Raw genomic sequence first — 19,371 nt, 5'->3', positions numbered from 1 at the left:
AGCGCCGAGGAGCGCGACCAGTCCGAATTCGGCAGCAACATGCTCCTCGACGGCCTCACCGCCTACCTGGCAACTGCCTGAGCCAGTTGTGCGACGTCCGCTTCCGGACCGGTATCTACGGCTTCCTCGCCGTCCGTAACTCAATGGCGTTGTCGCGTGAGGGTCGTTAACGTCGCGTGACGTGATTTACGAGAATCCACTGGCCTACGTCCTGGGTCTTGAAGGCCTCGCGCTGCTGCGGTCGTTCACCGGTGAGTACGACCGGGCCTTCGTCGAGGCTCGCGTCGCCGAGGTCCGGGCCCTGCTCGACGACGAGTCGCTGGTGGACGCGGCGGTCGAGGTCGCCCGGATCGGCACGGTCGACGGATATCAGATGTGGTCGCGGACGTATGACGGCCCCAACACGGCTTTCGCCTTTGACGAGCCGGTGATCGAGGAGATGCTCGACGGTCTGCCGACGGGCACCTCGTTGGACGCCGCGTGCGGCACCGGACGTATCGCGGCTGTGCTGTCAGAGCGTGGCCACCAGGTACTGGGGGTCGACAGCTCACCGGAGATGCTCGACCGGGCACGCGTTCGCGTGCCCGGCGGCGAATTCCGTCTCGGCGAACTGTCCCGGCTGCCCGTGGCAGACGACGACGTGGACCTCGTCGTCTGCTGTCTGGCACTGACACACGTTCCCGATCTGCGGCCGGTGATGGCGGAGTTCGCCAGGGTGCTGCGGCCCGGCGGGAATCTGGTGATCTCCGACATTCACCACGAGCGGGTGGCGCGGGGCTCGGTTCCATCGGTGCGCCTGCCCGACGGGACGCCGGGGCGCCTTGAGACCTACCGTCATCCGGTTGGGGACTATCTGCGTGCCGCGCTTCCGGCCGGGTTCCAGGTACGACGGTGCGAGGAACCACTCATCCCGCTCCCGGAGCCGTCCGAGGTGCGAGATCCGCCACGGGTGCCCGGGGTGGGTCCGTGGGAGGTCTGGCCGTGGAGCCTGGCCGACCTGGTGCCCGAGGCCGCGGCAGCGGCCAATGCTGGAGTACCCGTGGAGATCATCTGGCACTTCGAGTTGACCGGGAGCGCCACTCGGCCGGCGCCCACGGCGGATCAGGGGTGATGTCCACAGCGCCGCGGAGGTGGAGCGAGACCCGAAAAACCCGTTGGCGGACCACGGAGACCGCTGCTACTTTTCCGGAGGCCGTGCGAGAGAACGAGGAGGTGGTACCCGTGAACACAGTATCGACATGGGTGCTTCCCTCCGGGGTCACGGTCGGGCGATAGGTCGTCCGGGAGCGCCGTTTCAGAGCACTCCCGAAAGGCACGACCATGCTATTCACTTCCGAACTGCCCCTCGGCGACGGCGTCCTCGAACGCGAATTCACCCTCGGCGAGATCCCCGGCATCCTGTGGACACCCGTATCCGCATCCGTATCCGCACCGGCGCCGCTGATCCTGATCGGCCACCCTCCCCTCGGACTGCGCAAGATGTACCCGCGGCTGGCGGGGCGGGCCCGGTACTACGCGGCGGAGTACGGCTTCGCCGCGGCTACCATCGAGCTCCCCGGGAGCGGTGACCGGCCCCGTTGGGCCGCCGCCGAGCAGGCCCGCGCCGACCTGCGCCGGGCGATGCGGGCCGGCGAGCCGGTGGGCCACGAGATCGTCGACGCCCTCGTCCTGCCGCTGGTCGAAGAGGCGGTCCCGGAATGGCAGGCCACCCTGGACGCCCTCCTTTCGCTGCCCGGGATCGGCGGCCCGGTCGGGTACGAGGGGGGAGTGATCTCCATCGGCATCCGGCTCGCGGTGGTCGAGCCGCGCATCTCGGCAGCCGGGTTCTTCGCCGGGAGTCTCGTGCCCGCCGCCATGTTCGAGGAGGCCCGCCAGGTCACCATTCCCCTGCACGTCCTGCTGCAGTGGGACGACGAAGGGAACGACCGGCAGGCGGCCCTGGACCTGTTCGACGCCTTCGGTTCCAAGGAGAAGACCCTGCACGCCAATCTCGGCGGGCACACCGGCGTCCCGCGGTTCGAGCTCGACACCGGGGCTCGGTTCTTCGCCCGGCACCTGAAGTGAGGCCGGGCCGTCAGGCCGACAGCCGACGCTAGGCGGCGTCGGCCAGGACGCCTCTCATCGAGAACTGGGCCCGGCCCAACTCGATGACGGCGCCCCGCAGATGCACACCCGCCCCGATCGCGGCGGTACCGGCCGTCCACGGTGCCGGCCGGTCGGGGCGGCGACATCGACCGGGAGTGGCAGGCCCGTTCGCCATGGTCGGCGATGCCGATGGCGAGGGCGAGGGCGACGGCGGTGGCGATGGCTTCGCGACCGTTTCCGCGGGCGCTGCGGGCCAGGCCGACACGCGGGCGCGCGCGCCCCCGCCCGTCACCGCCGCAGAAGCCGCTCCTCCTTCGCCGGATCCAGCCCGATGGGCCGGTAGTTCGGGAAGGGCGTCCGCTGCCCCTCCGGGCTCAGCATCCAGTGCCAGGTGTCCCTCACCGTCTCCTCGACGGGGCGGCAACGGAGCCCCGTTTCGTACGCCCTGGTCACATCCCCCCTGAAAATGGCGTCGTGGTACGCCCCCGGTGGCAGCCAGATCGGCAGCTCGGCGTCGGGCGTAACCCCGACCGCGGCGATGTCCTCCGGATCGATCCAGCGCAGTCGAGCCTTGTTTCCGGTCGCCTCGACGCAGGTGGTCAGGAGCCGGCCCATGGTGGCGTGGCCGTATTCGCTCGCCGTGTTGTACGGGCCGCTGAGCCCGCGTTCGACCGCGTCCAGGGTCCAGGTGGCGAGGTCGCGGACGTCGATGTACTGCAAGCTCATGTCCGCGGGGCCGGGGGCCGGAACATCACCGCCCCGGGCAATCCGGGACAGCCACCACATCAGGCGTCCGACGTTCTCGCGCGGCCCGGTCGACGGCGCCGGCGAGCCGCAGGGCGACGGTGGTGGCCGCCTCCGACTCCAGCGCCAGGTCGGCGAGCACGTTGGCCATGGCCGGCTTGTGAATCAGCCGGTCGCCGAACGCCTTGCGATGGGTGGCGTGGTGCAGAGCCTGGGCGGTGCCCGTTCGCATGCCCGCGGCGGCCCACAGGGAGCAGTCGAGGCGGGTCACGTTGACCATCTCGATGATGGTGGGTACGCCACGGCCCTCCTCGCCCACCAGCAGACCGAGCGCGCCGTCGTACTCGATCTCGGCCGACGCGTTGGACCGGTTCCCCAGTTTGTCCTTCAGCCGCTGGAGCGAGATCGCGTTGCGGGTGCCGTCGGGCAGCACTCTTGGCACCAGGAAGCAGGACAGCCCTCCCGGCGCCTGCGCCAGGGTGAGGAAGAAGTCGGACATCGGCGCCGAGGTGAACCACTTGTGCCCGGTGAGCCGGTACCGACCGTCCGTCTGGAGCGAGGCCGTGGTCGTGTTGGCCCGCAGGTCCGAGCCGCCCTGTTTCTCGGTCATCGACATCCCGGCGATCAGAGCCTTCTTCGCCTCCGGGGGGCGCAGGTCCGGATCGTAGGAGGTGGTGGTCAGCAGAGGTTCGTAGGCGGCGGACAGTTCGGGATTCGTCCGCAGCGCCGGGACGACCGCGTACACCATCGCGACAGGGCAGAGGTTGCCGAAGTCCGTCGCGCTCCACGCCATCATCTTGGCGGCCCTGGCCACATGGGCCCCCGGCCGGTCCGACGCCCAGGCCGTGCCGCCGAGGCCCGCCCCGAGGGCGACGCGCATGAGCTGGTGGTACGCCTCGTCGTACTCGACCTCGTCGACGCGGAAGCCATACCGGTCGTGGGTGCGCAGCACCGGTGTGTGGTCGTTCGCGACCCTGCTCCAGGTCTGGGCCTGCTCCCCTCCGGCCCGCAGGCCGAGGTCGCGGACCTCCTGCTCGGCCCAGCCCGCGCCTTCCCGCCGCAGGCCCTCCAGCAGCGCGGGAAAGGTCGACAGGTCACGGCCGATGACGGGTGGGACCTGGTTGGTGACCTCGTGGGTGGCCGGCATGGGGAACCTCCGGGTGCTCGGGAATGCGACCGTGTCCAGTCCTCTACGGACGGTCAACTTTCGGGACTTGTCAGACATCTCCCGTCGTGGTGTCCCCCGGTCCGGCTTTACGGACGGGCCGCCTTCGCACCGCTGGACGAGTGCCGATCTCCCGCAGGTGAGGGAGTTCCGCCCAGGACGTCCCGTAGGGATCTCCTCAAGTCCGCACGGGCTCTTGGTTTCTCCGTAGATCAACAGGTGTCGGCAGTCGCACCGAATGTGGGACAAGGTGCCGGCGCCTCACAAGAAAGGCGCGTACGTGTCATTTTCCCGGGATCCTGAGGTTCTCGCAGCCCCGGCTGAATTCTTCGGCGGGCCGGTGGAGATCGCCTCCGCGCCGGTCGGGGACGTGGCGACCCGCAGGGCCGTCGTGGACGCGGTCCACGCCCAGCTCGATGTGGCACAGCCGATACCTGACGATGTGAAGGTCAGGGATTTCGAGACCACCGCCGCCGACGGGGCGAAGCTGCTGTTGCGCTGGTACGCGAAGGAAGGGGCCGAGCCCGGCTCGGCCGTGCTCTTCCTCCACGGCAGCGGCATGATCGCCAGCAGTGTGGCGCTGTACGACGGAACGGTCTCCCGCTACGTGTCGTCGAGTGGAGTCCCGTTCCTGTCGGTCGAGTACCGTCTCGCTCCGGAGCATCCGCACCCCACGCCGGTCGAGGACGCCTACGCGGGACTTGTCTGGCTCGCGGAGCGCGCGGCGGAACTCGGTGTCGATCCGGCTCGTATCGCGGTCATGGGGGACAGCGGCGGTGGTGGGGTGGCCGCCGGCCTGGCCCTGCTGGCGCGTGACAGGAGCGGGCCGCCGATCGCCCGGCAGATCCTGCTCTATCCGATGCTCGACGACCGCAACACCAGCCCCGACCCGGCGCTCGCCGGGCTCATCACCTGGTCCTACGACGACAACATCACCGGATGGCAGGCTCTGCTGGGTGATGCCCGCGGTGGCCCCGACGTGTCGCCGTACGCGGCCCCGGCGCGGATGCGGGATGCCGCAGGCATGCCTCCGCTCTACATGGAGGCTCTCGAACTGGACATCTTCCGGGACGAGGACATCGACTACGCGCGGCGGACCGCCGCCGGAGTCACTGCCGAACTCCACGTCCACGCGTCCGTGCCGCACGCCTTCGAGACCATCGCCTTCGACAGCGCGGTGGCCCAGCGTATGAAGACGGACCGCATCCGGGTGCTGCGAGCGCTGTGAACGCCTCGGCGGGTGAGGGGACGCCCCCTCACCCGCCGACAGCGCGCCATGGCGGTCGTCAGAATGAATAAGGACCGAATCGCCCCCACGCGATGACCACCGCGAGGGCGAGGAAGAGCACGTTGACGGCGGCGTTCGCCCTCTCGTGCTCTCGCGTGTGGGCCAACGCCGCACCGACCATGAGCAGCGCCAGACCGGTGGCCGCCAGGGGCGTGAGTACGGTCGCGATGTCGACGGCTCCAGGAACCACCAGACCGATGGCGGCCAGCATCTCCAGCGCGGATATCCCCTTGATCTGACGAGGGGTGTAGTGGGTGACCCAGCTCATCGAGCTCGCGAGCTTTTCGTACGGCTGCGCCCATTTCACGGCGCCGGCGCCGAACATGATGAGCGCCAGCTGGATCTGCAGAACCCAGAGGAAGACATTCACGAAGTGGTGTCCTTAAGAAAAGGGCTGAGAGAGAGGAAGTTCGGCCTCATCGGCGGCGGGTGCCAAGGCGCGGGGCGGGCCCGTCAGCTCCTGCAGACCGCTCGCAACTACGGGGTGTACGCCGGCCCGTCTCGGCGGGCCGGCGTACGAGTGGCGGTCCCTGCAGGTCACACGGTTCGCAGGGTCGCCTCGCGGAGCGGCTGGAGAGCGTTGGTCCAGGCGACCAGTTCGTCGAGCATCTTGGCCAGAGAGGCGTTCTGCGTCTCCGACGGCGTCAGGCGGCTGAATCCCTCGAAGTCGTGGAACATCGAGAGGGCGACATTGGTCTTGACGTCGGCGAGCATCAGTTCACCGGCGACCAGCCGCAGGTGTTCCACGGCGCCACGCCCCCGGCGACGCCGTAGGAGACGAAACCGACCGCCTTGTTGTTCCACTCCGCGTAGAGGTAGTCGATGGCGTTCTTCAGCACTCCGGAGGTGGAGTGGTTGTACTCGGGCGTCACGATCACGAAGCCGTCGTAGGAGCCGATGACCTCGGCCCATTCCTTGGTATGAGCGTTCTGGTAGCGCCCGCTCATCGCCGACATCGGCTCGTCGAGATGGGGGAGGGGGTGCTTGGCCAGATCGATCAGCTCGTAGGTCGCATCCGTGCGCTGCACGGCCTGGGCGTGTACCCAGTGGGCGACCTGCTCGCTGTTCCGGCCGGGCCGCGTGCTGCCGATGATGATCCCGATGCGGGTCATGTCGTTCCTCTGTCGATCAATAGCTGGGTGAATATGCGCCAGGGGTGGCGGTGTCGACCAAGCGGGTCGGCTGATGAGGCCCCCGAAACCGGCCACAGCCGGCATGAGCCCCTTGGCTGCCCGGGTCCGGGCAGCCGCCACACACAAAGCATTGCGTAGTACCAATCGTAGGCACTACACAATCGATTGGTCAAACAGATGTCTTGTGTGTTCCGGGCGCGCCAAGGGGCCGCGCGGCGGTTGCTCGCCGGGCGCAGGGGTGAGGGGGTGCGCTGTCTGATGGAGGTGGATCTCGTTGAAGTCCACTTGTTTGCGGGCGAATTGGAGATAAACGGCGAATGGCCGGCCGTTCGGCCGGCCGGTGGAGGGGAGCTGGTCGGCTCACTTCCTCATGGCCGCCCGCAGGCCTCGATGTCGGCCGCGGTCTCGGGGTCGTTCGGCGCGAGATGCGCCCGCGACCAGATCAGCAGCTCCTTCAGCGCGGGTTCGAGGGCCTTGCCCGACTCGGTGAGGCCGTAGCCCACGCGCAGCGGCGGACCCGCGTCCACCTCGCGCAGTACGAGTCCCGCCGTCGCCAGCTCGGTCAGGCGGTCGGAGAGCATCCGTTCACTGATGCCGGGGATGGCCCGGCGCAGGTCCGCGTAGTACGCCGGCTGCTGGGTGAGCACGGCGACGATCAGTCCGGTCCAGCGCTTCCCGAACAGGTCGAAGACCCGGGCCATGCCCTGGTCGACCTGCTGACAGGCCTCGCGATCGCCGTGATCACTGCCGTGTGTCATCGAAACTCACCACAACTCTTCTATGTGTGACGCTGTGTAATGTCGGTCGGTATGGTCGGCGGCCTGGGTTCCGTCATGGCCGTTGTGGCTTAGTGAGTGACTATTTAGCTGAACCCTTTGCCTTCGTCACTTGCTACACTTTTATGAGCCTATCATTGTGCCCTTGAGTGGCACACGGGCATGACTGGATGTAACCCCGGTCTCGCCCTGGGTGATTCTCGCGAGGGGTGGAGGCTGAAGAGCGGGAAGCTCCGGACGGCGGCCCGATTGTCCGGCGCGTGCCGAATGCCACGGCGCTGGAAAGGCTGGCGGGTGACCGGGAGACGGGCCGAATCGCCTTCACGCCAACCATGAATCTCTCTGGCGGCTTCGGCCGCGCTTGGGCCGACCTGGTGTATTCGGTCAACCGCCAACTCGCGAAGCCTGACACCGGCACCCTCCTTTCGCAGCCCTTGGTCGCGACCCCCTTGGCGGAGAGCATTCTGAACGGTTTCCTGCTCGCGACGACACATTCGCACTCCGAGGTCATCAGATCACCGGTGCCCGGCGCGAGGCCACCCGTCGTACGCAGGGCGATCGACCTCATCGAATCCGATCCGGGACTGCCCTGGACCGTCGCCGCACTGGCCACGCACTGCGACGTCACTGTACGCACGCTGCAGAAGGGCTTCCGCCGGCACCTGGGAATGTCGCCCATGGCCTATGTGCGCGAGGTCCGGCTGCGCCGGGCGAACGAAGACCTACGGACCGCCGACCCTCTCGTCGATTCCGTTGCGGCAGTGGCACGCCGCTGGGGCTTCCATCACCTGGGTCGATTCGCCGCCGCGCACGAAGCCAGGTACGGGCAGACGCCCTTGAAGACGCTTCGCGGATAGTCAATGACGCTTGCCGGACAATTTCAAGGGTGGTGGTTGAAGCCCTGGTAACGTCCGAACTGAGAAAGACGTTCAGGCGCGACGTAAAGGCATTCCGAGTAATAGCAGGTCTGTCGAGATGCCGCCGCCCTGAACACGTGACGTACGAACGACAGCCATCTTCGGTCGCCGATCGAGGAACACCAATGAACAGCGCAATCCAGGCGGGGGCGGACAGCCGCGACATGATAGGGGCGCACGTGTCCTATCGGCGCGAATTCGGGGCGCTCCCGCAGGTCGTCTCCGCCGTCGCGGCCGACGACACCGCTCGCGCGGCTGTGGTCGCGGCTCACATCCAGCTCATCGTGAACCAGCTGCACGCCCACCACACCAGCGAGGACGACGGAGTCTGGCCCAAACTGCACGAGCGCTGCCCGGCCGAGTTGGAGCCGCTGGTGGTCACCATGGCGGAGCAACACCTGTCACTGGACCGGCACTTGCGGGAACTGGAGACCTCGGCACAGCGCTGGGCCGGCACCGGCTCCGCCGCGGACCGCGACTCCGTCGTGGACGCGGCCGAGCGGCTGCTCCCGCCGCTGCACGAGCATCTCGACCTCGAAGAGGCGAAGGTCCTCCCGCTGATCGACGGTTATCTCTCCCAGCGGGAGTGGGACGCCGTGGTGCACAGCGGCGTGGAGAAGATCCCGAAGTCGAAGCTGCCGCAGATCATGGGGATCACCCTGTACGACTCGGACGCCGAGATGCGGCGGATCATGTCGAAGTCGATGCCGTCGTAGCTGTGGCCGGTGACGGCCCGACTCCGCCGCCGGTCGTACGCCTCGCACGCCAAGCGGGTCTACGGCACGGCCACGCCTCCGCACTACGTCTGATGAGACTTCGGGGGATGCGGCGGCCTGCTCGGCGGCGCCGCCCATGACGTACGGCAGCATGCCGACGGCCCACCGGCCTCAGTCCTGCGTCTTGTCGCCGGGGACCTCGCAGTTGAGCGCCGCCGTACCGACCGCGCGTTGCAGCAGTTCGTAGAGAGTGGTCCGCTCGTCGGCGTCCAGGGCGGCGAAGATCCGGTCCTCGACGACGACCGCTCGCTCGTCGGACAGGACGACCTCCTCCTCGCCGGAGGCCGAGAGCTCGACGATGTGGCGCCGTCGGTCGGCCGGGTCGCGCCGTCGCACGATCAGACCGCGTTCCTCCAGGTCATTGAGCAGGCCCACGACATTGCTCGGGTCAAGGCTCAGCGCTTCGCCGAGGCCCTGCTGGCTCAGCGGCCCGCGATCCGCGAGGAGCCGGAGCGTGATGAGGTGCCGGGGACGAAGACCACCCGGCGCCATCTCGCTGATGTAGACACGCTTCCCCAGCCGGGTCAGGTGCTCCAGGAGCGGCAGCACGCCCTGTCGGGCGGGATCAGCGGCGGGCTTTTTCTTGACCATGGACCAAGGATACTCAGACCACCTGGCATGGGCCCTGCGTCGATGGTCCGGGCCACGGCGGGCCGCGAGGCGCCGGAGACCGGCCGTCCACCGGCGTCAGGCGCTCCTGGTGTGGCGGCGGCAGGCGCGTGCTCCGCCCCGGGCGGATGCTGGATGTGTAGGGACCCGACCGACAAGTCAGGGGGCACGATCATGAGAATCTTCCTCACCGGTGGATCCGGATACATAGGCAAGGCCGTAATCGGCACGCTGGTCCGGCAGGGCCACGCCGTGGAGGCTCTGGCTCGTAACGAGCGCGCGGTCGAGACGGTCACCGCCCTCGGTGCGGCACCACTGACCGGTGGGCTCGGAGATCTCGGGGTGCTCAACGCCGCGGCGGCACGCGCGGATGCGGTCATGCACCTGGCGCAGGCCGAGACCGGTGACGAGGACCTCGCGGCGGCGACCGCCATGCAGGACGGCGTCGGGACCGGCACTTACGTGCACACCGGAGGCGCCTGGGTCTACGGCGACACCGGCGGTGTGGCCGACGAGACCGCCCCTTGGAGCCCGCCGCCCCTCGTCGCCTGGCGCAAGCCGGTCGAGGACGCCGTCCTGGGGAGGGCACAGCGGGGCGGGCGGCCGGTCGTGCTGCGGCTGGGGCTGCTGTACGGCGGTGAGAACCGTCTGATCAACACCTACTACACCGTTCCGGGCAAGGAAGCGGGCGTCATCCCGTACATCGGTGACGGGGAGAACCGCTGGGCTCTGGTGCACATCGACGATGTCGCGGAGCTCTATGCCGCCGCGCTCCAGGCGAAGGCAGGCTCGGTCTACGCCGGTGTGGGTGGCGTGAACCCCACTGCCAGGGACTGCGCGTTCGCCCTCAGTCGTGCGGTGGGGATGGAGGGCAAGATCGCGTCGATCTCACTGGAGCAGGCACGTGAGCGGATGGGGCCGGTCGCGGACGCTTTCGCCCTGGATCAGCAGCTCACACCGGCACGCGCCGAGGCCGAACTGGGCTGGACCCCGGCTCACACCGATCCCCTGTCCGTTCTCGCTCGCGGCTGAGCGGTACGGCTTGCGCACCTTCACGGACAGAGCCTTCCGGGACCCCGGCGGAGCGCGGGTCCCTCGGCGGGGTCAGGCGTTCTTGACGCGGCTGCGGTAGGCGCGCGCCGCCATCCGTGTGCTGCACGCCGTACTGCAGTACAGGCCCGAGGAGTTACGTGTCTTGTCGAAGAAGCCCGTGTAGCACGTCGGGTTCTTGCACATCTTGAGGCGTGCCCAGCCGCCGCGGGCCGCCAGGTCCGCCGCCGCGGCGAACAGCGCCCCGAAGCCGCCGAGGATCCCGTCCTGCGCCGGGACCAGGTGGCAGCCGTCCGCGTCGAGCCGTGGGACGAGGGGGTAGCGGTGGGCTATGCGCTGGAGATACTCCTCGGCGGCGGGCAGTGCCGCCTCCCCGTCCTCGCATCCCGAGTGCGCCCGGAAAATCATCGTGAACGCGTCTCGCAGCTCACGCGCGGCGGCCACGTCCGCGCCGGTCACAGACGTGCCGGCGCCGGGCAGACCCGCGTGGGCCAGCCATGCGGACAGGTCCTCCGGCACGGTCAGACGGTCCCGGCCGCCCGCCAGGGGTGCGGTGTTGACGAGGCCCAGGAGCAGTGCGGAGCTGTCACACGTGGATGGCGGGCACCGGTCGTCCGCTGGGGTCTGCTGCATGGTCACGCACCTCTCTCCTGGATCGACACTCTACAGCACCCTCATCGGTACGTCATGTGGGAAGTGTGTTAGCCAAGCACTCGGCGAGGCTGCTCGCTTTTCTACGTCATTGGCTAACGTGTTACGGTCCTAACAGGGCGATGTTGAGGCCCATGCCGGGCCGGCAGCGGTGCCGCGCCCACACAACCGGAGGTAGTCATGACATCACTGCTCGTCATTCTCAGCGGAGCGACGAAGTGGAGCCAGCAGGACGGCTCGCAGCGCCCCACCGGGTTCTGGAGCGAGGAGTTCGCCGAACCGCACAAGGTGTTCACCGAAGCGGGAATCGAGCTCACCGTGGCCACGCCGGGAGGCCGCCCGGCCGTCGTGGACGAGATGAGCCTGACCGCACAGGCCAACAACGGGGACGAGGAGAAGGCCGCGGAACTGCGCGCGTACCTGGAAGGTGTGAAGGAGCTGCTCGCCGCGCCTGAGCGCCTTGAGGACGTCGACCCCACCGCGTACGACGGTGTGTTCATCCCCGGCGGTCACGGCCCCATGCAGGACCTGGCCGTGAACGAGGACGCCGCCCGGGTACTGCGGACCCTGCTCCCCGACCGGTCGAAGGTCGTCGCGTCACTGTGCCACGGCCAGGCGGCCTTCCTCACCGCCGGCGACGACGAGGGTCAATGGCTGTTCAAGGGACGCCGCATGACGTCCTTCACCGACGAGGAGGAGACTCAGACCGGCCTGGCCGCCAACGCCCCCTGGCTGCTGGGCACCCGCCTCAAGGCGGCCGGAGCCGACTACGTCGCCGGACCGGCCTGGTCCTCGCACGTGATCGTCGACGGCAACCTCGTCACCGGCCAGAACCCCGCATCCGCCGCCGCGGCAGCACAGACCGTCCTCAAGGAACTCGCCGCCCGCGCGGGCTCCCGCCCCACAACCGCCTGAAGGGTCCTCCCCGCGGCGCTGCCGGGCCGTGCCGGGCCGGTGACGGAGCGCCTTCCGTCGGCCTGAGCGGCGGCTAGGAACTCTTGGGCAGGGTGAAGACGAGGCGGGCGCCCGGGGAGTGATCGGGGTCGAGGCTGATCGTGCCGCCGTGATACTCGACGATCTTCTTGCACAGGGCGAGGCCGATGCCGTTGCCCGAGTACTGCTCGCGGGTGTGCAGCCGCTGGAAGACGACGAAGACACGTTCGGCGAACTCGGGCGCGATGCCGATGCCGTTGTCCTCGACGGCGAACTCCCACTCCCCGTCCGTCCGCCGGGCGCTGATGTGGATGTTCGGAGAGCGTCGGGGGTCGCGGAATTTGACGGCGTTGGCGACCAAGTTCTGGAAAAGCATGCCGAGTTGGGTGCGGTCGCCCTCGACGGCGGGCAGCGGGTCATGGGTGATCACGGCGCCCGACTCCTCGATGCTCTCGCTGAGTGCGTAGAGCGTGCGCTCGTAGACATCCTCCAGGTCCACCGTGCTCTGGTCGGCGAGGAGCCGCCCGACGCGTGAGAACGCCAGCAGATCGCTGATCAGTCCCTGCATACGGTTGGCGCCGTCCACGGCGAAGTCGATGTACTGCCGCGCGCGGTCGTCGAGTTGGTCGGAGTAGCGGCGCTCCAGGAGCTGGCAGAAGCTGGCGACCTTGCGCAGCGGCTCCTGGAGGTCGTGGGAGGCCACGTACGCGAACTGTTCCAGCTCCGCGTTGGAGCGGCTCAACTCCTCGGCCTGGGCGGCGAGTTCCGCGCTCGCCGCCTCACGGTGGAGCAGTTCGGCCGCGAGCCGGGCGCGCATGGCCTCGATGTCCGATGCGAGCAGCCGCAGGTCCGCGGGGCCCGATCCGGTGACGGGGTGGGTGAAGTCTCCCGCGGCCACCGTGCGTACGTCGTCGGAGAGCCGATCCAGATGGTTGGTGACTCCCCGGCGCAGGGCGACGACGACGGAGCCGGCCAGGGTCAGGATCACCAGAGCGATCGCCGCGAAGGTCCAGTTCCGCAAGGCGCGCGCGTCAAGGAGGTCCGCCCGTGCGGCGACTCGCTGATCCTCAAGATGCCGCTGCTGTGTGGACATCGCGGTACGGAGCGAGTCGAAGAGGACCTTCGCTTCCTCCGTCCGCTCCCGTGCCACCAGGGCGGGCGTCTCCGACGTGGCGATGGGCCCGGCGATCCGGGACCGCCAGCGGTCGGCGAGCCGCCGCACCTCGGTGAGATCCCGCAGAGTCTGGGTGTTCCCGGCGCCCAGTTTCCGCAACTGCCGTTCGGCGGCCTCCTGGCGGGCCAGTCCCGTGCGGTACGGCGCGAGGAACTCGGGGCGGGCCGTCATGCCGAAGCCGCGGATGCCGGTCTCCTGGTCGACCAGTGCGCTCTCGTACCGGACCGAGGCGATCAGGGCCGGCGAAGAGCGGTCCACCAGGCGGTTGTTGATGGCGGTGGAGCGAGCGAAGATCCACGACCCGCACAGGACGAGCGCGATCAGGAGCACCAGTGCCACCGCGGTGCCCGCCGCCACCCAGCGGCGGGTGGTCCAGCGGGGGAGCGGGACGGCTCGGGTACTGCCGGGGTGTCTTATTCCGTCCGGGTCTCGGCTGCTCACGACGCGCTCTCCTCGTTGCTCCAGGGCTCGGAGAGGCTCCGAGTCAGCGGAGTGTACCGTTGCCTGACAACAACAGTTGTCGCGGGTGTTCGGCGGGCCTAGAGTGCGTCCCATGGGCGCCGATGTCACCACCTCCGCCGAGGGGCGGGAACTGACCGAACTGGCAGAGGAGGCGGTGAACGAGTTGGTACGCCGTATGGTCGCCCAACTCCCCGGCCTCCCAACGGCGGACAGCCCGCACGGGGCCACGGATCTGACAGGATCCGAACCGGCTGCCGGCGGTCCGCTGGACCATCTGCGGGCTCTGGCCCACCTCAGCCGGGCGGTGACCCGGTGTGCCCAGCAGGAGGCCGCCGCGGCCGCCCGAGCAGGCGCCAACTACCCCCAGCTCGGTGCGGCGTGGGGAATCAGCCGGCAGGGAGCGCGACAGCGCTGGCCCGGTCTCGTCTTCACCGCCCGGCCCGCCTCACGCCCACTGCCCCACACCGAGCACAGGAGTCCCACCGTGAACGCCTTCACCACCGACCGGCCCTACACCGTGCTCCTGGTCGAGGACGATCCCGCGGATGCCCTGCTCATCGAGGATGCCCTCGTCGAACGTGGCATGGCCCGCAGCATCGCGCAGGTCCCCGACGGCCTCGCGGCCCTCGACCACCTGCGCGACACCGCCAACGAGCGCCCCGACCTGATCATCCTCGACCTGAACATGCCGCGGATGAACGGCAGGGAACTGCTGGCGGCCCTCAAGAAGGACCAGGACCTGGGCAGCATCCCCGTCGTCGTCCTCACTACCTCCGCCGCCCCGGACGACATCGCGGGCGCGTATCGGCAGCATGCCAACGCGTACGTGGCCAAGCCCATCAACCTCACGGAGTTCATCGAGGCCGTGCAGGGAATCGACGCCTTCTTCCTCGAAACCGCCACCCGCCTGCCCCGTTCCTAGGGCCTCCCGGGACGTCGTTCCCCCGGATTACGGGCGGGGCTCAGGCCCTGCTGAACCCCGCGTCGACGTCGATGGCGGCGAGCCCGGTGATCATGCCCAGCTGGTTGCCGGAAACGCCGAAGCGGTGCCGGTCCACGCTCCCGGTGACGTGTACGGCGAGCGTGCTCCCGCGCAACTCGGTGATCTCGGCGCGCTTGTCGCCCAGGTCACACCGGGCCACCCGTGGCAGGGAACGGCGGAACTCGCTGGGGCGCCGTGGCCTGTCCTCGTCGTCGCGAGCGATCTCACTCCCCGGGGCGCCGGCCTGGTCATGGTCCTCGACGAGGACACTCCCACTCCCCTCCCGGCGGACATCGTCTCGACCGTGCAGGCGTTGGTGGACCTGTTCACCACGCATCTGGAGCGACTGGTCACGGACGCCACCCCGAGCACGCTCGCCCAGTCCCGCGCGGTCGCGCAGGCCAGGTCCCATGTCGTCGCCGAACTGGGCGAGGCGCACGCGACCGCGCTCTCCGGGATCCTGGGCGTCCTGCGCAGCCACCGCCTGGACGACCCCGCCGCCCGGTCGACCGCCGTCGACCTGGCCGTCAACGCGCTCATCGAACTGCGCAACGATTCCCAGTGGGGCACCTCACCGGTGTGGGAGGAGCCGGCCAGGCAGGCTTTCAGTCATCTGTCCGACTCGCTCAAGACGCTGCTCAGCCACAGCGCGGTGCGGCTGGAACTCGACCCGCCCGGGGACGACCGGTCGCTGACGTCGGCCACCGCGCACGCGGCCAGAGTGTTCGTGCGGGCCGTTGTCCTGGCGGCACTGCGGCAGAGCGAGGTCAGGCGGATCAGGGTCGGCTGGCAGCTCGGGCTCGCCGAGCTGGTGGCGACCGTACGGGACGACGGACCGGGCATAGCGCGGGACGATCTCGGCGTCAGCCGGATCGCCCAGCGGGTGGAGGCCCAGTGCGGCTCCTTCGAACTGGACGCCGTGCCCGGCTGGGGGATGACGGCCAAGCTGACGCTGCCCCTGGCGTTGTCCGAGGCGGCGGCCACCAGGACCGCCAGGCCCCTGCCCTCTCCCACGCACGGTGGGACCGCGGGCGCCGCCGACCCACTGGCCGGTCTGGGAGCGCGGGAGCTGGAAGTGCTTGAGCGCCTCGCGCTCGGCGAGCGGAACAGGACCATCGCGCGGGAACTGCACATCAGCGAGTCCACCGTGAAATTCCACGTCGCCAACATCCTGTCCAAGCTCTCGCTCGGTTCACGAGGTGAGGCGGCGGCGCTCTTCCACTCGGCGACGGCGATGTGAGTCAGCGGTCGTGGTGGTCGTCCGGCGCCGCCCTGCCGAGTGTCCATCCTGATACGTCGGCCAACCGGGCACGCCACAACGCCAACCAGACCGGAGCGCTGGAGCCGGTCAGGATAGTGGCGTTACGAAGGTGAATCCACCGTGGAAGTCCTTCCGGCCCGGCTCCGCCGCGGGCTTCCTCCACGCCCTGGTCCACCGTCTCCGGGAAGATCGCCATGGTCCGGGCTCCCTCTCCCGCGATCTTGCGCAGATCCTGTGCCCAGGCCGCCTTCCAGGCCTCGTGACTGATCAGGTCTCCCGACAGCACGCCCCCGGGAACGTTCAGTATCACGGGGAGGGCGGAGCGAAGTTCCTGCCCGAGCAGCTGTACAAGCATCTGCAGGTGGATATCCAGCACCGGCTCTGTCGCGGCCGGTTTCACGTCCGGCGCGGCACCCGAGGTCTGCGTCATACGACTTCCTTTCAGTGAGCGGCATTGGAGCGGGGTCGTGCGGCCCCGCGGACCGCACGACCCCAATTGGCCTCCCTGGACAACCGTCCTGGTACTACCGTCCCGCCGTCGCGACCTCTGCCCCCGCGTTCGACGGCTTGAACTTCGACGTCAGGGGAACCGTTCGGCGGGTGGCGGGCAGTGCGATGCCCTCGCGCCTCTGCCGTGCCACCTGAGTGAGTTCGGCGCGGCCGAACAGGAGGGCGTAACCGGGCGGCAGCTGCGCGAGAACCCGAGTGAGGACCTCGCTCCCCGCGATGTGCCCGACGAGGGTGAGCACAGTGCTGGTGTCCCAGCGTGTGGTGGCCGGGGTTCCGCCGGTTCGAGTAGCCAGCTCCTTCACGAACTCCTGGCCGGACAGCGGCTCGGCCGGGGCGGCGGCGCCGAGCAGACGCGCGGCCTCGGCGGGCAGCTGGGCCGCCAGGGAGGCGCGTTCGCCATCGGCGAGTTGCTGTCCGAAGGCTGTCAGTACACGGGTGACCGACTCCTCGGCCCGCTCGCGGGTGGGGTAGGCGCCTTCGTAGCGCACGGTCTCAAGCATTCGGTCGAACGTGAAGACCTTCGCCGGAGCTGCTGCGGCCTGGAGTTGCATGGGCAGGTGCCTTCCTCGTCTGGGTTCTCGCCAACAAGGCAGACAGATCCGTTCCGCGCCGTTGCGGATGTTCTGTCGTCTTCGGAACCCTCGCGACACGGCCCCTGTGGGGGCCGGCCCGGCCGGGTCCGGATCTCAGCGGTGGGTGAGGAGCCCGGCCCGCGCATGCGATCTCGCGCGCCGTGCACCCTCGATGACGCCACCTCATCCGCCCGGCTTGTGCCCCCGTTCACGCGCTCCATGCGTGCGATCGACGAGAAGTCCGCCGGGGGCGACAGGACAGAGCCACCCTTCAGCGGGTGGTCGGCGAGGGAGGTATCAGGCCGATGATACCGATGAGATCGGCAGGGATCGGCAGGCATTGACGTCAAGTCGCCGTGGAATCGCACTGATACCCGGTGCGGACCTGCCGCGCGAGAAGGTTCCGGCCGGTGCTCGGCGGCTCTGCGGTTCCGATTCGGGCGGGGTCCGCAACGTGGCGAAGCGGCCCCGTGGAAGACCTCGCGGGGTGGCGAAGTGGCCCGGTGGACCCCTGCCGAAATGGCCCACACAGCCGGGCGGTCCTGACCGTACGGTCGACATCACGGCGGCAAATGACCTACCGCCTGCCCTGTCGAGCGGCTCGGTCGCCGACCAGGAGGTGTGATGGGTCATGGCCGGTCATCGCTCGACCGGCCGGCCGTACTTCACGGGCGTCTGTGTGCTCGTTCTCGAAAGACCTTCATCCGAGCAAGGATCTGCCATGCAAGCCATCACTGTCCGAGACCGCGACGCCGGTGTCGGTGGACTCTCCCTGTCGGACATGCCCTATCCGCACGCCGCTGAGAACGACGTCATCGTGCGCGTGCACGCAGCCGGATTCACCCCCGGCGAGCTCGACTGGCCCGGAACCTGGTCCGACCGCGCCGGCCGTGACCGGACCCCGAGCGTCCCCGGGCACGAACTGTCAGGTGTCGTCGCCGAACTGGGGTACGGCACCACCGGCCTCACCGTCGGCCAGCGAGTATTCGGACTCACCGACTGGAGCCGAAACGGATCACTGGCCGAGTACGCCGCGGTGGAGGCCCGCAACCTCGCGCCACTGCCGGCGGACGTCGACCACACCGTGGCCGCCGCGCTGCCGATCTCCGGACTGACCGCGTGGCAGGGTCTCTTCGACCACGGGCGGCTCACGACAGGACAGACCGTTCTGATCCATGGCGCCGCGGGCGGTGTCGGGTCCATCGCGGTGCAGCTGGCACACGAGAGGGGAGCCCGCGTGATCGGCACCGGTCGGGCCGCCGACAGGGACACGGCACTGGGTCTCGGCGCGGACGCCTTCCTGGACCTCCAGGCCGACCGCCTGGAGGACGCGGGCGAGGTCGACGTGGTGTTCGACGTGATCGGCGGGGAGATCCTCGACCGCTCCACCACTCTGGTCCGCGCCGGCGGGACGCTCGTCACCATCGCCATGCCACCCAGGGTCCAGCCCGCCGACGGGCGGGCCGTCTTCTTCGTCGTGGAACCCGATCGCGCCCGGCTCACGGACCTCGCCCGGCGGCTCCGAGACGGACGGCTCAAGCCCGTTGTCGGGGCCGTGCGGCCGTTGTCCGAGACCCCCGCCGCTTTCGCCCCGGACCGGCGCACCGCCGGCAAGACGATCATTCACATCCCCTAGGACTGCCACCAGGTGGGAAATATGACCCTCGATGACCTCGTGGTGCCGGACACCGCGACGTCGGCCGCCGCCCTCGAAGTGGCGTCCGCCTACCACTCACCCGCGCTGCTCAACCATTCCCTGCGCGCTTACGTGTGGGCTGCGGCCCACGGCACGGCACGCGGCATTCCCTTCGACCCGGAACTGCTCTATGTGGCGGCGCTGTTCCACGACCTCGGCCCGGTGCCGGAGTTCGACAGCCATACCGTCTCCTTCGAGGAGGCCGGCGGGCATGTGGCACGGGTGTTCGCGGCCGGCGCCGGGTGGCCGGCGGAGCGCCGCGAACGTCTGTCGGAAGTGATCATCCGGCACATGTCGTCCGAGGTGGACGTGTCGGCCGACCCGGAGGGGTACCTTCTGGCCCGCGCCACCAGCACGGAGATCATCGGCAGCGATCTGGACGACTTCACTCCCGCTTTCAGGTCCCAGGTACTGGAAGGCCATCCCCGGCTCGATCTCGCCAAGGACTTCCTGGCGTGCTTCCAGATCCAGGCGGAGCGCAAGCCGGACAGCTCGGCCGCAGGCGCCGTACGGTCCGGCCTCAGCGCGCGAATGGCGGAGAACCCGCTGGACTCCCACCCCTGAACGGCATTCTCCGCCGCGCGTCT

At 69.2% G+C, this 19,371-nt stretch carries 21 protein-coding genes and 2 pseudogenes; 11 read left to right on the top strand and 12 right to left on the bottom strand.

Annotated elements, in window-relative coordinates:
• Window positions 1–181: 181 nt before the first annotated feature.
• Window positions 182–1,111: a class I SAM-dependent methyltransferase gene (locus tag IEY79_RS12515; protein WP_189107478.1), complete on the top strand. Its 930-nt coding sequence runs from the start codon at window positions 182–184 to the stop codon at window positions 1,109–1,111.
• Window positions 1,112–1,320: 209 nt separating this feature from the next.
• Window positions 1,321–2,064 (top strand): alpha/beta hydrolase, encoded by a 744-nt coding sequence (locus IEY79_RS12510; RefSeq protein WP_189107477.1) that lies wholly within the window; start codon window positions 1,321–1,323, stop codon window positions 2,062–2,064.
• Window positions 2,065–2,092: 28 nt separating this feature from the next.
• Here IEY79_RS12510 and IEY79_RS12505 read toward each other — a convergent pair whose 3' ends face one another.
• The 3 genes and pseudogenes from IEY79_RS12505 to IEY79_RS12495 all read right to left on the bottom strand — a co-directional run.
• Window positions 2,093–2,260, bottom strand: coding sequence for a hypothetical protein (locus IEY79_RS12505; protein ID WP_189107476.1), 168 nt, complete (start codon window positions 2,258–2,260; stop codon window positions 2,093–2,095).
• A gap of 113 nt (window positions 2,261–2,373) precedes the next feature.
• A complete protein-coding gene (locus tag IEY79_RS12500) occupies window positions 2,374–2,811 on the bottom strand; it encodes a Rossmann-fold NAD(P)-binding domain-containing protein (protein WP_189107475.1) in 438 nt (145 codons plus the stop codon).
• A gap of 82 nt (window positions 2,812–2,893) precedes the next feature.
• A pseudogene (locus tag IEY79_RS12495) lies at window positions 2,894–3,976 on the bottom strand (acyl-CoA dehydrogenase family protein); the annotation flags it as partial.
• A gap of 298 nt (window positions 3,977–4,274) precedes the next feature.
• Here IEY79_RS12495 and IEY79_RS12490 point away from each other — a divergent pair.
• Window positions 4,275–5,222, top strand: a complete 948-nt coding sequence (locus tag IEY79_RS12490) for an alpha/beta hydrolase (RefSeq protein WP_229700828.1) — start codon at window positions 4,275–4,277, stop codon at window positions 5,220–5,222.
• Window positions 5,223–5,280: 58 nt separating this feature from the next.
• Here IEY79_RS12490 and IEY79_RS12485 read toward each other — a convergent pair whose 3' ends face one another.
• The 3 genes and pseudogenes from IEY79_RS12485 to IEY79_RS12475 all read right to left on the bottom strand — a co-directional run bounded on the left by IEY79_RS12485 (window position 5,281) and on the right by IEY79_RS12475 (window position 7,173).
• On the bottom strand, window positions 5,281–5,652 hold the full coding sequence (locus IEY79_RS12485; protein WP_189107472.1) for a DoxX family protein: 372 nt from the start codon (window positions 5,650–5,652) through the stop codon (window positions 5,281–5,283).
• Window positions 5,653–5,819: 167 nt separating this feature from the next.
• Window positions 5,820–6,394 (bottom strand): annotated as a pseudogene (locus IEY79_RS12480) (NADPH-dependent FMN reductase).
• A 389-nt stretch (window positions 6,395–6,783) separates the two neighbouring features.
• Window positions 6,784–7,173 carry a winged helix-turn-helix transcriptional regulator gene (locus IEY79_RS12475; RefSeq protein WP_189107471.1) on the bottom strand — a complete coding sequence of 130 codons (390 nt, stop codon included), beginning with the start codon at window positions 7,171–7,173 and terminating at the stop codon, window positions 6,784–6,786.
• Window positions 7,174–7,400: 227 nt separating this feature from the next.
• Between IEY79_RS12475 and IEY79_RS12470 the strand changes: the two genes are divergently transcribed.
• Complete coding sequence (locus IEY79_RS12470; RefSeq protein ID WP_189107470.1) at window positions 7,401–8,048, top strand: helix-turn-helix transcriptional regulator; 648 nt, start codon at window positions 7,401–7,403, stop codon at window positions 8,046–8,048.
• 185 nt (window positions 8,049–8,233) lie between these two features.
• Window positions 8,234–8,824, top strand: a complete 591-nt coding sequence (locus tag IEY79_RS12465) for a hemerythrin domain-containing protein (RefSeq protein ID WP_189107469.1) — start codon at window positions 8,234–8,236, stop codon at window positions 8,822–8,824.
• A 171-nt stretch (window positions 8,825–8,995) separates the two neighbouring features.
• Here IEY79_RS12465 and IEY79_RS12460 read toward each other — a convergent pair whose 3' ends face one another.
• Entirely contained in the window at window positions 8,996–9,475 is a 480-nt protein-coding gene (locus tag IEY79_RS12460; RefSeq protein WP_189107468.1) for a MarR family winged helix-turn-helix transcriptional regulator, read from the bottom strand.
• Between the two features lie 192 nt (window positions 9,476–9,667).
• Here IEY79_RS12460 and IEY79_RS12455 point away from each other — a divergent pair, with 192 nt between their 5' ends.
• On the top strand, window positions 9,668–10,525 hold the full coding sequence (locus IEY79_RS12455) for an NAD-dependent epimerase/dehydratase family protein (RefSeq protein ID WP_189107467.1): 858 nt from the start codon (window positions 9,668–9,670) through the stop codon (window positions 10,523–10,525).
• A 72-nt stretch (window positions 10,526–10,597) separates the two neighbouring features.
• On the opposite strand, the gene IEY79_RS12450 is transcribed toward IEY79_RS12455, so the two are convergent.
• Complete coding sequence (locus tag IEY79_RS12450; RefSeq protein ID WP_189107466.1) at window positions 10,598–11,176, bottom strand: CGNR zinc finger domain-containing protein; 579 nt, start codon at window positions 11,174–11,176, stop codon at window positions 10,598–10,600.
• 198 nt (window positions 11,177–11,374) lie between these two features.
• On the opposite strand from IEY79_RS12450, the gene IEY79_RS12445 reads away from it, so the two are divergent.
• A complete protein-coding gene (locus IEY79_RS12445) occupies window positions 11,375–12,109 on the top strand; it encodes a type 1 glutamine amidotransferase domain-containing protein (RefSeq protein ID WP_189107465.1) in 735 nt (244 codons plus the stop codon).
• A gap of 73 nt (window positions 12,110–12,182) precedes the next feature.
• Here the strand turns inward: IEY79_RS12445 and IEY79_RS12440 are convergent, their stop codons facing one another.
• A complete protein-coding gene (locus IEY79_RS12440) occupies window positions 12,183–13,742 on the bottom strand; it encodes a sensor histidine kinase (RefSeq protein WP_229700827.1) in 1,560 nt (519 codons plus the stop codon).
• Window positions 13,743–13,854: 112 nt separating this feature from the next.
• On the opposite strand from IEY79_RS12440, the gene IEY79_RS12435 reads away from it, so the two are divergent.
• Window positions 13,855–14,685, top strand: coding sequence for a response regulator (locus IEY79_RS12435; RefSeq protein ID WP_189107463.1), 831 nt, complete (start codon window positions 13,855–13,857; stop codon window positions 14,683–14,685).
• 40 nt (window positions 14,686–14,725) lie between these two features.
• Here the strand turns inward: IEY79_RS12435 and IEY79_RS12430 are convergent, their stop codons facing one another.
• Window positions 14,726–14,905, bottom strand: coding sequence for a hypothetical protein (locus IEY79_RS12430; protein WP_189107462.1), 180 nt, complete (start codon window positions 14,903–14,905; stop codon window positions 14,726–14,728).
• A 90-nt stretch (window positions 14,906–14,995) separates the two neighbouring features.
• Between IEY79_RS12430 and IEY79_RS12425 the strand changes: the two genes are divergently transcribed.
• Window positions 14,996–15,985, top strand: a complete 990-nt coding sequence (locus IEY79_RS12425) for a helix-turn-helix transcriptional regulator (RefSeq protein ID WP_189107461.1) — start codon at window positions 14,996–14,998, stop codon at window positions 15,983–15,985.
• 1 nt (window position 15,986) lies between these two features.
• Here the strand turns inward: IEY79_RS12425 and IEY79_RS12420 are convergent, their stop codons facing one another.
• On the bottom strand, window positions 15,987–16,436 hold the full coding sequence (locus IEY79_RS12420; protein ID WP_189107460.1) for a GvpU-like protein: 450 nt from the start codon (window positions 16,434–16,436) through the stop codon (window positions 15,987–15,989).
• A gap of 94 nt (window positions 16,437–16,530) precedes the next feature.
• A complete protein-coding gene (locus IEY79_RS12415; RefSeq protein ID WP_189107459.1) occupies window positions 16,531–17,067 on the bottom strand; it encodes a DUF2267 domain-containing protein in 537 nt (178 codons plus the stop codon).
• A gap of 742 nt (window positions 17,068–17,809) precedes the next feature.
• Between IEY79_RS12415 and IEY79_RS12410 the strand changes: the two genes are divergently transcribed.
• Entirely contained in the window at window positions 17,810–18,724 is a 915-nt protein-coding gene (locus IEY79_RS12410) for an NADP-dependent oxidoreductase (protein WP_189107458.1), read from the top strand.
• Between the two features lie 21 nt (window positions 18,725–18,745).
• The gene (locus IEY79_RS12405) at window positions 18,746–19,348 is read left to right on the top strand and encodes an HD domain-containing protein (RefSeq protein WP_189107457.1); all 603 of its coding nucleotides are present in this window, start codon (window positions 18,746–18,748) and stop codon (window positions 19,346–19,348) included.
• Window positions 19,349–19,371: the final 23 nt, after the last annotated feature.

The sequence above is a fragment of the Streptomyces camponoticapitis genome (genome assembly GCF_014646115.1).
Taxonomy (GTDB): domain Bacteria; phylum Actinomycetota; class Actinomycetes; order Streptomycetales; family Streptomycetaceae; genus Streptomyces; species Streptomyces camponoticapitis.
Note: the sequence above shows the minus strand (reverse complement) of the source record. Positions and strands in the feature narration are given on the sequence as shown.